Genomic DNA, 13,943 nt, shown 5'->3' on the forward strand with positions numbered 1-13,943 from the left:
CGCATGGTGTAATGCGGGATACCCTACACCAAAGCGATGCCGCCATCAACAAACAGCGTACTCCCGGTAATATAGGAGGCAGCTTCACTGGCAAGGAACACAGCTGCACGTGCGACTTCGTCCGCTTGCCCCAATCGCCGAAGCGGTATCCTTCCTTCCTCAGCACGCGCCTGCTCCTCATGCCCCTGTACCAGGCGACGCGACATCGGTGTATCAATAAAGCCGGGAACCAGCGTATTGGCACGAATTCCCCGCGGTCCATAGGTTGCCGCGAGATCACGAGTAAAGGCGACAATCCCTGCCTTTGCGATGTTATAAGGCGCACGATTGGTGCAGGCACGCGTCACGCCACAGACACTCGCCATGTTGATAATTGCGCTTCCGGCTCTCATCAACGGGAGAGCGTGACGGCAGGTGTAGACAACACCTTTCAAGTTAATCGAGAAAACCTCATTCCACAATTCCTCTGGAATCTCGTGCGGAGCCCCCCAGTTGGCCAGGATCGCCGCACTATTGATCACAACATCAATCCGTTCCCCGGCCTCCTGTACAGCCGCACGCACCGCTTGCTCATCCGCGACATCAACGGTCAGAAGGAGCGTTTCCGCGGGCAATGTTTTCCCCGTTGCATGCAATCCTGCTTCATCTCGATCAAGCAGAATGAGGTGTGCACCTTCTTCAGCAAAGAGCCGCGCACTGGCTTGTCCGATACCGGAAGCCGCACCTGTAATCAATACTCGTTTCCCCTCAAAAGACATGCCCATGCTCCTTCTTCCTTGCTTTGTGATAGACCTTCTTTGAAATTGGCAATTGCGAGCTTCTCTACAAACGGACGAACAAATGTGGCCACCCATTGCTTCATGGCGGGATGGATAGAAAACGCTTCCAGCGCCTGCTGATCGGTAAAGCCCCAGAGGGCCGCATAATCATATATGAACTGCTGAACCGGCTCATCAGCAGGCAGGGCCAGATGACGCCCACCGGTGAACCAGGCCACCAGCCCGGTTCGCTCCGTACTGGCTTCCAGTTCCCGAATACAGGCCGTTCGCTGCTCCTCTGACACTTCAGGAAAAAAGCGATACAAAGCGAGATGTATAATCACCGGGAGACCCCTTCTTCCAGCCGACTCAGGGAAAGCAGGGACAGGGCATTCCCTCCCAGAATGGCCGCCTTCACCTCCTCACTTACGGGGAGCGCCTGAATCATCTCCAGCGCCTCATGACGCCCCAGGTGAGCAGGTGTCACCGGAAAATCCGAACCATAGAGCAGACGATCCGCTCCAAGAGCTTCCAACGCGCAGAGGAGCGCTGCCCGATCCATTGAATGCGTATCCACGTAGATGTTTCCGGCATAGTCGCGCAACCGACGGCAGATGGTCGCAACATCCTGCCGGTTGAGCTTCCCTTCCGCTCCGCTTTGCGCCGCAGCAACCAGTACCAGTTCATAGATGAGATCAAAGCGTCCAAGCACGAACGGGAACAGCCCACCAAGCTGACCAAACACCAGCCGGAGCTCTGGCAAGCGATCGAGCACATCACTCAGCGTCAACCGGAGCAAACAGAGCGTACTTTCAACCAGCATCGAAAGGCCGCCTGTCAGATACATTGCAGCTTGCCCCTGAAGCGCTGGTTCACCCATATCCGCCAGTACATTGAAGCGCCCGCTGGTATGGACAAACACCGGGATGTTGAGCTTGGCGGCATGTTCCAACACCGGGAAAAACAGCGGGTGATCCAGAAAGCGTAAAGGCTGTCCCGGTCCCCGGTAGGCAGTCAACATCGAGAATGCTTGAACGCCCTGCTCATTGAGCACCCGATCCATCTCGACGACCGCTTCGGCTCCAAAGCGAGGCTCAACCCAGGCTGTTGCGATCAAGCGACCATTACTGCCCTTTGCCCAGGCAATAATCTGATCATTGACCATCCGCACCATTTCAGGTCCTGTGAGCTTCTCTGCCACCGCGGTCGTATGCATGGCCCCGGGTGCGTTGCTGCTAAAAGTGATCAACCCCGCATTGATCCCCGCCGCATCAAGTGCTTTGATCTGCTCCTCGGGATGCTCGAATGCCGGCGAAGCCCACATCCCGGGTAGCCCTTCATAGGGGGGCCGCTCTTCAGCGACCCAGGTGCGATACCGCTTCATCACCAGCGGAGGTAGCATATGAAGGTGGCTATCTATAACAGGTGGAATGCTCATAAATTCACCTTCTCGGTTGTATCAAGCCGCATCACATCAACAATACCTGCCTGTCCTGAAATCAGGCGAATAAAATCCTGACGTGAAGTCATCTGCTCAATAGGATCTATCAGTTCCTGTGCCCGATGCCAATAGGCCTCTTTTTCCTTGCTGGCATCATAAAAGTAGTGCACAAAAGAGATAACCACATCAAAGAAATCGCGGTAGCTCTCCTCGTAGCGTTTCAGCACCTCAGCTTCTCTCTCCGGTGTCTTGAGCAATCGATCAATTGCGGCGCTGGCAAGACTGCCGCCCCGTAAGGCCAGAAACACGCCAGTCGAGAATAGCGGATCTACAAAACCAGCGGCATCACCGGTCAGCAGGAAGCCAGGACCATAAAAGCGCTGACTTTTGTACGACCAGTCACGCGCGGTGCGATAGTTGCTTACGCGTTGAGCCGCTACAAGCAGCTTTTTCGTTTCAACCGAATTCTCCAGGGTCTCCTCAAACTGCTGCTCAAGCGCCTGTTTCCCTCCGGCATTCTCAGCAGGCATTACCAGACCAACGCTATGCGTCCCATCATGCAGAGGAATCACCCAGAGCCAACTATCATACATATTCTCAACCAGGATGTTGCCCGCGTTCCTGCCCGGCAACGTCTTTCCCCCCTGATAGTAGGCCCAGATGGCGACATTCTTTAAGCCCTCATCCCACTCTAGCAGGTTATATCGACGCGCAAGCAATGTATTCTGTCCGCTGGCATCCACAACAAAGCGAGCCCGCACCGTCGACGCCTTCCCGCTCCGGGTGTATTTCAAGCCACAGCAACGCTCATCTTCAAACAGAAAGTCAACCACGGTCGTATCTTCCAGCACCGTCACTCCACAATGGCGTGCGTTTGCCAGCAGAATACTATCAAATTCAGAACGGACTACCTGATAAGCATGATCATAGGGCCCAGTCAGCGGACCGGCATCCGCAAAATCAACATCCCAGGGTTCACGCCCTTGCCCCCAGACCAGGGTGATTCCCCTTTTTTTGACAAACGCGTGCTTTTTCATCTCGTCCGCTATGCCCAGTTCTTCAAAGACGGGAAGCACACCCGGTACCGTTGACTCACCGATATGGTAGCGGGGAAACTTTTCTTTTTCGACGAGCAAGACATGGTGCCCCTTCTTCGCCAGAAGCGTCGCACAGGTTGCACCTGCGGGACCTCCGCCTACCACAGCAACATCAAAAAATTGCTCCGCCATAATTGTTTGACCACTCTTTCTGCAAGTCCAAACGACGACAATAGTACGTCCTGACATACGTAGTAGATTTCGTCTATATCTGAGAAATCACCAGTTCTATCAGATCTCATTGGAGATGTTTTAAGTATAAAATACGGAATAGGAGAAGGACAGATCAACAAATTATCAACAAGCAATCAAATGCTCATCGCTTCCTGTGCATCGCACGTTCGGTGCAACTGAGCAAAAAAAATATGATGACAATCCGCGAGAGATTGCCACCATAGAAGATGATCCAGCCTATCTGCACCCCGTTGTGTCAGGCTCAGAGCCAGCCTGTGCTTTCTGGAAGGATATCATACGCTCTACAACATCTGTACTACTATCCATGTCAGCATCTTCCGCTGATATAAATCCTAATTCATAGGGATTCTTTTTAAAAAGTGCACAGAGCGCTCTTCTGAAGTTGGGACCAGGGAGCACAAGTCCTCGCTCCCAACGGCTCACGCTGAGCGCTGTTGTACCTATAAATTCTGCTACCTCTTGCTGGGATAAAGAATGCCACTCACGCACCCGCCGTAGAAGGAAATTAGGTTTTCTCCTGACTCTTTTCGTCATAAGTTGACTATCTCCCTTCCGATCAAGCTCAATACAAATGTCAAAACCGCTGCGGATCTTTCTAGTAGCAGAAAGAAAATGAGGGCATAGGCCATCAGCCATCACTATCTCATGCTGCTTTTGGCTCATCCCCCTCCCAGAATACCGCAATACTCCTCAGGAGTAAAAAATCTTGACCCGCTGCATCCTTGCCCAGAGGTGGACGGCTCCTATTCCTCCCCTTGATCGAGTAAGCACAAAAACCATCCAGCTCAAGCAACTCCCGAAAATCGATACAAACCGTTCCCACATACTTTCTGCCGCCACAGTAACACAGACGCAGCCAAAACAGGGCAAAAACATATCAAGATGCAGGTACGAAATGTTTCATCATGCGCACCATCGCGCTACTTCCCATGCACTCAATACACTCGATAAGCAGTGCGACCCGGAAGCATGAGCATACAATGCTCGTTTGCAGTCGTTGCAGGAAGCAGCACCTGCCAGAGAGATCGACCTGTAGCTGTGGGCATCTCTCTCTGACTCTGTTGCCAGAAATGAGGCAATAGCGGAGCGATGACGGGCTGCCCCCACGCCCGAATCAAACGCACCACAGAGCGGAGCTGATCCATCAGCTAACGAGAACCTCCTTGCAAACAACCGGGGAAATGTGAGAATACGCCCCACTTTCACCCGCCGCGCTCGCAACGGGTTCCCCGAATCGGTTCGTAACCACGAGTAGGCTCTAAGATGCCGCGCTTCGGTATCCACGCTCTCACAATGAAGCACATATGGCAGCAGTTGCCCATGAAGTCGACCCGTCCGCCTGCCAATTCGCCTCACCTGAAATATCCCTGGAAGCAGCTGCACCATCAGGCCTCCCATAATCACCCCTTTCCCTCGTTTGCGCATTTACCTGATACCATCGTTGTATTTCCATATACCGTCTGAGCAGTATTTGCTTCAGTGATCATCTCTATTCATTCCTTTCGTTATAAAAATCGGAGAGCACTCATCGCCTGGTAGCGATAGAGAGAAGAAAAACACTATTCTGTCAATTCAGACTAAACACCGAATAATAATAGATGAACTACACAATACAGGTAATAAACATAGTACTCTATATCATGTATTTCTCTCCTCTAGTATAAGAATATAAACCAAAGAGAACAATGACCTATTTCACATTTTTATTATTTCTTTTCTGGAAAAGGATAATATATAAATAGACATGTTTATATATATTCTATAGGCAACAGAGAGCTATCCAGGAGAAGAGGGAACACAGACACATGTAACTTTTGGATTGATATATTGCTGTACTGGCACATCGCGCATACATTGCACATTTTTGGTTACACTGCCAGAATGCAAGATCCTTGCATGAGATCACTTCTTTTCCCCGGGAAACCAGCATATGGGAGCTATGACAGGCTAATCCCGAGAACAAGGCGCTGAAGATCATCAGAGGCGAAAAGGGTTGCTCCATCTCCTGATTTTTTCAATCCCTGCAGATACTCATTTTTGCATGGTATAATATCAGCATACAGATAACATATCAGTATACTGACATTATACCAGCCCAAAAACCAAAATACAAGGGAGAGAATGGATATGGTAGCAGAAAGGATTGGTTACCATCTGAAACGGACCTGTTACGCACTACGCTCGCAAATGGATCATACCTTACGCACATTACAGCTCACAACACCGAAATATGCAGCGCTTTGCGCTATCGAAGAATATCCCGGCAGTTCAGGCAACAGGATCGCCCGCCGTTGCTTTGTGACCGCTCAGACAATGAACCTGATCCTGGTCAGTTTGGAGAAGGCGGGCTTAATTGAACGGCACCCTCACCCCGAATATCGACGTGTGCTACAGACCTATCTCACCCCTGAAGGGAAGCGAATCTTACAGGAAAGCCATCATAAGATTCTCTCTATTGAGGAGGCGATGCTCGCCGGGCTCGCAGAAGATGAACAACACCAGCTTTTACAGCTACTGCATTCCTGTGCGATCGCGCTCGGGAAAAGCTAGGAGCTTCATCATGTCGGCACACGCCACAACATTTCTCGCGATCAGGCGGGCAGGATGCCAGAAGGCCGCCCGGGCAACGACCCATCAAGTGCCGGAACTGGTCCTCCCGAGCAGCCACAGACCGAAAAGGAGGCAGCCCACCATCTGCCTCCACCACTTTATTGCCCTTGAGAAGAGCGCCCGAGAAACTGGCTATTGTAAAGGTTTGCATACGCCCCCTGTTTCTCAAGCAACTGCTGATGCGTCCCCTGCTCCACAATGGTTCCGTGCTCCATCACTAGAATCAGATCAGCGTTGCGGATTGTCGAGAGGCGGTGAGCAACCACGAAGCTGGTGCGTCCTCTCATAAATGCACTCAGCGCATTCTGGATCAGCGTTTCCGTCCGGCTATCTACATCACTGGTCGCTTCATCAAGGAGGAGAATCGAGGGCTTTGATAGAATGGCTCTGGCAATTGTCAGAAGCTGCTTTTGGCCCTGGGATATATTGGAGGCCTCCTGACCGAGCACTGTATGATATCCCTCTGGCAGGGTCTTGATAAAATGGTCGGCATGCGCTGCGCGAGCGGCTTCCATGATCTCCTCTTGTGTCGCATCAGCGCGCCCATAAGCTATATTCTCCTGAATTGTCCCATGAAACAACCATGTATCCTGCAACACCATGCCAAAGAGACGCCGCAAATTCCCTCTCTTGAGCCGGGTAATATCGATTCCATCCACGCATATCTGACCCCCATTCAGCTCATAGAAGCGCAGAAGGAGATTGACCAGGGTTGTTTTTCCCGCGCCGGTCGGCCCAACAATCGCGATCGTTTGTCCTGGTGAGACATCGATATTGATATCATGCATCAGAATCTTTTCTTTGCTATAGCCGAAGCGAACATGCTCAAACTGTACCTGTCCCTTCGGGGCGTGGATCTCCACAGCGTCAGGAGCGTCGGGGAGCTCCTCAGGCTCATCAAGCAATTCAAAGACCCGTTCCGCCGAAGCGATCGCCGCCTGAATGATATTGGCAATATTCGCGAACTGTGTAATTGGCGTGGTAAACTGGTTTGCGTACTGAATCATTGCCTGTACATCTCCCACGGCAATCGCCCGCTGCGCTATCATCACTCCACCAAGCACAGCTACAAGCGTAAAACCCAGATTGCCGACCAGCATCAGAGAAGGCATAATAATCCCTGAAACGAATTGTGCTTTCCAGCTCTGCTCGTACAGTTTCTCATTCAGGCGGGCAAAACGCTGGACTGCCTCCTGCTCATACCCGAAGGCTTTCACCACCTTATACCCGGTATACATCTCTTCCACCTGACTGTTCAGTCCTCCAAGTGTCAATTGCTGCCCCATAAAGTACCGCTGCGAGCGTCGAGCAATCGCGGTCATCACAAAGAAACTCAGCGGCAGCGTCAGCAGGATCGCCAGCGCAAGAATCCAGCTAATGGTAAACATCAGGATAATGACCCCGGCAATCGTAACGGTAGAGGTAATCAACTGGATCAGGCTTTGCTGTAATGTGTTACTGATCATATCCAGGTCATTGACGGCACGGCTAAGTATATCTCCGTGAGGACGTGAGTCAAAGAACCTGAGAGGCAAACGCGTCAGCTTTTCATCGACCGCACGACGCAGGCTATACACCGTCTTTTGCGCCACATATGCCATCAGAAACTGCTGTAGATACGTGAAGAGAGCGCTAAAAACATAGAGGACTGCCAGTGATACCAGAATCCGCGCAATTGCCGCAAAGTCGATATGTCCCCTCAGCACACCCTCAAAAATGGCAGTCGTAGCCAGACCCAGGATTTTGGGGCCGAGAATAGCGAATGTCGCTCCAAGCACGGCGGCAAGCAGTACCAGCAACAGGTGAAGCCGGTAGGGAGCAAGATATCCCATAAGCCGACGCAGCGTGGCTTTCACGTTTTTAGGCTTCCCTCCGCCAAAACCACCTTTAGCGAAACCACCGGCAAAGCCACCACCCGGCCTCTGTGGCGGGATCATCCCTTGTCTTACTTTCATGCAAGCTCCTCCAGTGATAACTGTGTTGCGACAATCTCGCGATAGGCCTCGCAGCTCCTCATCAATTCCTGATGCGTTCCCTTCCCCACCATGCGCCCTTCATCCAGAACAATAATGCGATCCGCTTCCATAGCGGTGCTCACCCGCTGGGTCACAAGCAAAACCGTTGCCTCGCGCGTTTCCTCCTTCAACGCCATGCGCAAACGCGCCTCGGTCTGAAAATCCAGCGCGGAGAAGCTATCATCAAAAAGGTAGATCTCTGGCTGCCTGACTAACGCCCGGGCAATCGCCAGCCGCTGCTTCTGGCCTCCTGAAAGATTCGTGCCCCCCTGCGTAACAACGCTGTCTAATCCAGCCTCCAGAGCGCTGACGAATTCCTGTGCCTGTGCTACCTGGAGCGCATGCCAGATCTCTGCTTCGGTTGCATCCTTTTTCCCATAGCGCACATTTTCACTGATAGAGCCAGAAAAGAGCTGCGGCTTCTGGGGCACAAAGCCAATTTTTGCGCGTAGATCCTGCTGACGTATCGCGCGTATATCAACCCCATTGACCAGGATCTGACCCTGACTCACATCGTAAAAGCGGAGCAACAAATGAGCGAGTGTCGATTTTCCTGAGCCTGTCCCTCCGATGATCGCGGTCAGTTCACCGGGCCGCGTGGTAAAAGAGAGATCATAGACAGCAGGTTCCTCCGCACCCGGATATTTGAAGGTAACATGCTGAAAAGAGACCAGTCCGCGTCCCTGGTTGGCCGTCTGGGTCTCCGGGGCATCGACAATTCCCGGCTTAAGCGCCAGCACCTCATTAATGCGCGAGGCAGAGGCGGAAGCACGTGGCAACATCACAAACATCATTGAGACCATTAACAATGAAAACAGGATACTCATCGAATATTGCAGCAGAGCCATCATGTTGCCAATCTGCATGGTTCCCTCATTGACCCGCATGCCCCCAAACCAGACAATAGCGATACTCGCCAGATTCATTACCAGCGTCATAGCGGGCAATAGCGCAGCTACCACCCGGTTGACATGAATGGTGGTGCGCATCAAATCTTCGTTCGCGCTGTCAAAACGCTGCTGCTCATACTCGCTACGATCAAAGGCACGGATCACGCGTACCCCCTTCAACTTTTCATCCAGAATCAGATTCAGCCGATCCAGTTTCACCTGAATACTGAGGAAGAGGCGAAGTGCATAACGCATCACGCCGATCAGCGCCACAGCCAGAATCGGGATCGTAGCCACCAGAATCCAGGCCAGATCGCCCCCCTGTGTCACTGCAAGAATAATGCCGCCAATACCCATCAAAGGAGCGTTTATCATCATATTGAGCAGTATAATCAAGAGCTGCTGTACCTGGGTGGTATCGTTGGTGGTCCGCGTGATCAGTGAGGCCGTCCCAATCCTGTTGACTTCATTAAGCGAAAAATGCTCGATACGCGTAAATAGCTCCAGGCGAAGCAAGCGGGCAAAACCGGTCGCGGTTCGAGAGGTGAAGAAGCTGGCAGTGATCGCAGCAGCCGCTGCAACCAGACCTACCAGCAGCATCAGCCCACCTGTTCGGATGATATAGACAAGATCACTCTTCACAACCCCTTCATCGATGACATCTGCCATCAAGGTTGGTAGCAAAAGATTGGCAATCGCCTGCGCAAAAACAAGCAGGACGATCAACACAACAGAAAAGCGGTAGGGCTTCAAAAAGCGCAATAATCGTATCATGTATCTTCCTCTCTATAGACATGGGTTGAGTAGGTTTCAGCAGTAAGCTGTGAGGAGGGCAAAGCGCAGGCGGAGCCAGCAGTGCTTTCGCAGAACAGGAAACATCCTGCATATGGTCGTCTTCTCTTCTCATTTCTTTCTTTGCCTGCATAAAGCATCATATCTCTATAGTATACCCGAATATGCTTTTCTATCCAGACACAGAAAATTTTACTTTCTCTTACTGCATGAGCAAAAGAACATTCACACTCGTTTCCTTCTGTGCTCCGCAGCAGAAGCCAAATGAGCGTGAAGTTCTCCCACCGATTTCTGAAATCGCTGTTGCTCTTATTTTGTACCCACACCCAGCACTGTCTTACCGGGAAGAATCAGTCCCTCAGGGCCCTCGAATTTCTTGAGCGCCTGCTTCATTACCTCCACCTGCTGTTCATCCTGCTCTCCCTGCGACGTTTGCAGAAATGCATCCAGAGAGGGATAGCGCAACTGGAAAGTGAGAACCCGCGTCTCGACAGCACGAAACCCTGCCGCTTCTAGCTGTCCAGCAAACACAGCGGGATCAGAGAGTGTAAAGGGACCTGGCAAGTGTCCAGAAGCTTCTCTGATCTTTTTTGAGAGCGCAAAGAGATGAAAGAAAGGATTACTTTCCGGTCGGGACCAGACCAGTGCAGCAAGCTTCTTCCCCGGCTTGAGCACCCGCTTGATCTCACTCAGCGCCTTCTGAAGGTCAGGCAGAATCATCAACCCATAGCGGCAGATCACTGCGTCGAAGCTGTTCTCACTCAGCTCCAGCCACTCAGCATTCATGACCCGTGTCTGGACCGTGTTTAGCCCTTCTTGCTCGGCCAGTTGCGCCGCGACAGTCAACATCTCCTCAGAGATATCTGTTGCCAGCACTCGTCCTGTTGGCCCTACCCGACGCGCGGCCAGCCGGCTCTGTTCGCCGGTCCCCGCCGCAATATCAAGCACATGATCACCGGGCTTGAGTTCAGCGACATCAAGCATCTGCTGGGTAGCTTCTGCCATCGCGGCCTGACGCTGCTCCGCCCCCCGCTGCCAGAGCGTTGTAATCTCCGCTGAGGGTCGAAATTTGGCAAATGGAAACGTGGGTTCCATCAATTCCAGTTCCTTTCTTTCCAGCCTCTATTTCACTGCGACACCAAGCAAAGCTTCTCCGGGAATTTCCAGCCCGTTCGGTCCTTCATAGGACTCGAATATGCTCCTCATCTCCTCCAGGCGCTGTTGCAACTCCTCGGCGCTCTTTTTGGGACCGGGGCGCATCTCTCCCTGGGAGGATTGTAGAAAAGCCTCAAGGGAGGGGTAACGGAAACAGAGCGGGAGCACCTCTGTAAACGCTTCTTGAAAACCCGCCTCGCGAAACTCTCGCTCTAAAACAGAGCGCTCAGAGAAAGCAAACGGCGTCGGCACGCTTGAAGAGCGTTTTTGTGCAAACTGGACCGAGCTTTTTGCAAAGAAGTGAATCAGGGGGTTTCTCTCTGGCAACGACCACGTCATGACAACGAATCGTTTGCCCGGCTTGAGAACCCTTCTGATCTCACCCAACGCCTGCTGAAGCCGTGGAACCGCTTCCAGCCCATGCCGACAGATCACAGCATCAAAGCTGTTCTCTTCCAGCTCCAGTTGCTCGGCGTTCATGACACGCGTTTGAACAGCGCTCAAACCTTCTTGCTCGGCCAAACGCGCCGCTATCGCCAGCATTTGAGCGGAGATATCAGTAATGAGCACGAGGCCTGTTGGCCCTACCCGCTTTGCCGCAAGACGCCCCTGATCACCGGTCCCCGCCGCAATATCAAGCACATGATCGCCAGGCTGAAGCGCGGCAAGATCAATCAGACGCTCGGTTGCTGCCGCCATGACCTGCTTGCGCTGCTCGGCACCTCGTTGCCAGTGTTCCGCCATTTTCGTAGAGGTCCAGATTTCCGCTATATGTTGCTCCATAGGAACTTTTTGTGTATCAGACATCGCTTCTTCCTTTTCTATGACCATGAACATGCCCGCCGGGTCGCTCTCCCCGGCTGATTGACTCCCCACCATCGACAAGCAATTCAGTGCCATCCAGATAGCTCGCTTCGTCTGAGGCGAGAAAGAGAGCGACCCGTGCATAATCTTCTGGCTTTCCGATTCGCTTTAGCAGCCGCCGCCCCCCTTCTGGCTGCTTCTGCGCAACATTCTTGAGAAACCATTGCGCAGTTTTCGCATTCACGATCCCCCCGGGAACCAGGGCATTCACCCGGATGTTGTAAGGTGCAAGCTCAACAGCAAGCTGTCGTGTCAAGCCTAAAACTCCTGCTTTCGCGGCTGCATGAGCGGTAAACCCCAGGATATCGGTTCCCTTGAGTGCTGACACCGATGACGTATTGATAATGGTGCCACCTCCCGAGCGAATCAAAAGCGGGATCGCGGCCCTTGTCATCAGGAACACGCTGTCTAGCTCATTGGCAAGCGTAAAACGCCAATCTTCCAGTGACATTTCAAGAATCGGCACATTGCGCAGGCGGGCAGCATTGTTGTAAAGCACATCCAGCCGACCATACACGCTTTCAACGCGATCAATCACCTGTTGTACCTGATCAGGCTCGGTAAGATCCACAGGATCAACCGAGAGCATCTCACCACCTGCCTCTCGCACCAGACGAACCGTCTCCTGTCCTCCCTCGCTGGAACTCGCACAGCCAACGACTCTCGCTCCCTCCTGTGCGAAAAGCAGGGCGGCGGCACGCCCCGTACCCTGCCCTCCGGTCCCTGTGATTAACACCACCTTGTCAGCTAGCCTGCCGCTCATACCTGCCCCTTTCTCTTGCGCACAATTACCTCAATTTTTCGATCGGGACGCAGCGCAAGGTTATGCTCCAGATCGAAACCCACCTCTGGATGGTTTGCCACGAGCTCAAATCGCAACCGTTGCGCCAGCGTCGCCAGCAACAGATGACCCTCCATCAGGGCAAAATGGTTCCCCAGGCAGACACGCGGACCTCCCCCAAAGGGCATATAGGCGTACCGGGGAAGCTGTTTCTCTCGTTCCGGGGTAAAGCGCTCCGGGTCAAAGCGCTCTGGCTCAGGGAAAGTATCAGCTCGCCGATGCATGGTATAGGGCGAGATCAAAATGATCGCTCCGGCGGGAATCTGGTAGCCATCAATGTCGAGATCATGCAACGCCTCACGACGGATCATAGGCGCGGGAGGGCACATCCTGAGCGTCTCCTTAAACACCTGCAAGCAATAGGGCAGATTCGCCAGATCCTCATAGGTCGGCGTCCTTCCTCCTAGCACACTATCTACTTCCTCTTGCACCTTCTGGTAAACCTCGGGATGCTGCATCAGCAGATACCATGCCCAGAGCAGCGCCAGTGGGCTGGTGCTGTATCCTGCAAAAAAGACCGGCCAGCATTCGCGAGCGATCTCCGCAACGTCTATCGCTTCACCCTGTTCGGCCCTGGCCTTGATAAGGAGATACAGAAAGTCTTTACGCTCTTGCGCTGGATTGTCACCATCAAACTGCGCGGTGATCGTGCGCACACGCTCGGCCAGCCGCTCCCCCGCCTCACGCAGTCGCTTTCTTCTGGGAGTCTGCCAGCTTTTGGGCGGTGAGAAGGCGGTAAAGAGTTGCGCGACACTGGCTTTAAACATCCCATCCACTGCCGCAGCGAGCGTCCCATCTTTGCTAATCGCCTCCGCATTGAAGAGCACATTCCCGAGAATATCCATTGTCAGACTTACCATCTGTGGGAAAAGATCAATAACCTCACCATCTTTCCATTGTTGTTGGCGCTGTTCTCCGTAACGAGCTACAACATCAGCATAATGAAGAACATGGCGAGGTTGAAACATCGAGGCCAGCGATTTCCGTTGCTGCCGATGGACCTCATTCGCGCTGGTCACAATACCGTTGTGCAAACGGCTGCTTCGGAGCCGTCGTCCCCGATCAAAGCTCTTACTGTGCTGAACCAGAACCTTCTCAGCCAGCTCTGGCTCATTCACCAGAAAGTACGTCGAAAATCCCAGATGAAAGCTGGATACATCACCCGCCTGGGCCAGCCGTTGTAGAAAGTTCAGGCGATCATGTTTCAAGTCAAACTGACTTCCGAGCAGGGGCAAACCGCGAACGTACGCAACCTTTTTTGAGGTCACTGGTGAGCTGGACATAC

Annotated in this window: 13 protein-coding genes; 1 reads left to right on the forward strand and 12 read right to left on the reverse strand. The window is 52.7% G+C overall.

Annotated features, from left to right (window positions below):
• Positions 1 to 23: 23 nt before the first annotated feature.
• The 6 genes from EI42_RS09500 to EI42_RS09525 form a co-directional block, all read right to left on the reverse strand.
• Positions 24 to 758, reverse strand: coding sequence for an SDR family NAD(P)-dependent oxidoreductase (locus tag EI42_RS09500; protein ID WP_170142501.1), 735 nt, complete (start codon positions 756 to 758; stop codon positions 24 to 26).
• A complete protein-coding gene (locus tag EI42_RS09505; protein WP_111321240.1) occupies positions 731 to 1,102 on the reverse strand; it encodes a Dabb family protein in 372 nt (123 codons plus the stop codon). The genes EI42_RS09500 and EI42_RS09505 overlap by 28 nt, the downstream gene beginning before the upstream one ends.
• Complete coding sequence (locus tag EI42_RS09510; RefSeq protein WP_111321242.1) at positions 1,099 to 2,196, reverse strand: amidohydrolase family protein; 1,098 nt, start codon at positions 2,194 to 2,196, stop codon at positions 1,099 to 1,101. Before EI42_RS09510 ends, EI42_RS09505 begins: the two co-directional genes overlap by 4 nt.
• Positions 2,193 to 3,428: an NAD(P)/FAD-dependent oxidoreductase gene (locus EI42_RS09515; RefSeq protein WP_170142502.1), complete on the reverse strand. Its 1,236-nt coding sequence runs from the start codon at positions 3,426 to 3,428 to the stop codon at positions 2,193 to 2,195. Before EI42_RS09515 ends, EI42_RS09510 begins: the two co-directional genes overlap by 4 nt.
• A gap of 279 nt (positions 3,429 to 3,707) precedes the next feature.
• A complete protein-coding gene (locus EI42_RS34860; RefSeq protein ID WP_111321246.1) occupies positions 3,708 to 4,154 on the reverse strand; it encodes a helix-turn-helix transcriptional regulator in 447 nt (148 codons plus the stop codon).
• A gap of 272 nt (positions 4,155 to 4,426) precedes the next feature.
• Entirely contained in the window at positions 4,427 to 4,636 is a 210-nt protein-coding gene (locus tag EI42_RS09525; protein WP_111321248.1) for a hypothetical protein, read from the reverse strand.
• A 982-nt stretch (positions 4,637 to 5,618) separates the two neighbouring features.
• Between EI42_RS09525 and EI42_RS09530 the strand changes: the two genes are divergently transcribed.
• Complete coding sequence (locus tag EI42_RS09530; RefSeq protein WP_170142503.1) at positions 5,619 to 6,041, forward strand: MarR family winged helix-turn-helix transcriptional regulator; 423 nt, start codon at positions 5,619 to 5,621, stop codon at positions 6,039 to 6,041.
• 158 nt (positions 6,042 to 6,199) lie between these two features.
• Here EI42_RS09530 and EI42_RS09535 read toward each other — a convergent pair whose 3' ends face one another.
• The 6 genes from EI42_RS09535 to EI42_RS09560 form a co-directional block, all read right to left on the reverse strand.
• Positions 6,200 to 8,056 (reverse strand): ABC transporter ATP-binding protein, encoded by a 1,857-nt coding sequence (locus tag EI42_RS09535; RefSeq protein WP_246046378.1) that lies wholly within the window; start codon positions 8,054 to 8,056, stop codon positions 6,200 to 6,202.
• Entirely contained in the window at positions 8,053 to 9,780 is a 1,728-nt protein-coding gene (locus tag EI42_RS09540; protein ID WP_111321252.1) for an ABC transporter ATP-binding protein, read from the reverse strand. Before EI42_RS09540 ends, EI42_RS09535 begins: the two co-directional genes overlap by 4 nt.
• Before the next feature lie 327 nt (positions 9,781 to 10,107).
• On the reverse strand, positions 10,108 to 10,893 hold the full coding sequence (locus EI42_RS09545) for a class I SAM-dependent methyltransferase (RefSeq protein WP_111321254.1): 786 nt from the start codon (positions 10,891 to 10,893) through the stop codon (positions 10,108 to 10,110).
• A gap of 27 nt (positions 10,894 to 10,920) precedes the next feature.
• Positions 10,921 to 11,760, reverse strand: coding sequence for a class I SAM-dependent methyltransferase (locus EI42_RS09550; protein ID WP_170142504.1), 840 nt, complete (start codon positions 11,758 to 11,760; stop codon positions 10,921 to 10,923).
• Positions 11,753 to 12,580: an SDR family NAD(P)-dependent oxidoreductase gene (locus EI42_RS09555; RefSeq protein ID WP_111321258.1), complete on the reverse strand. Its 828-nt coding sequence runs from the start codon at positions 12,578 to 12,580 to the stop codon at positions 11,753 to 11,755. Before EI42_RS09555 ends, EI42_RS09550 begins: the two co-directional genes overlap by 8 nt.
• Positions 12,577 to 13,941 (reverse strand): cytochrome P450, encoded by a 1,365-nt coding sequence (locus tag EI42_RS09560; protein WP_111321260.1) that lies wholly within the window; start codon positions 13,939 to 13,941, stop codon positions 12,577 to 12,579. The genes EI42_RS09555 and EI42_RS09560 overlap by 4 nt, the downstream gene beginning before the upstream one ends.
• Positions 13,942 to 13,943 lie beyond the last annotated feature (2 nt).

The sequence above is a fragment of the Thermosporothrix hazakensis genome (assembly GCF_003253565.1).
Lineage (GTDB): Bacteria > Chloroflexota > Ktedonobacteria > Ktedonobacterales > Ktedonobacteraceae > Thermosporothrix > Thermosporothrix hazakensis.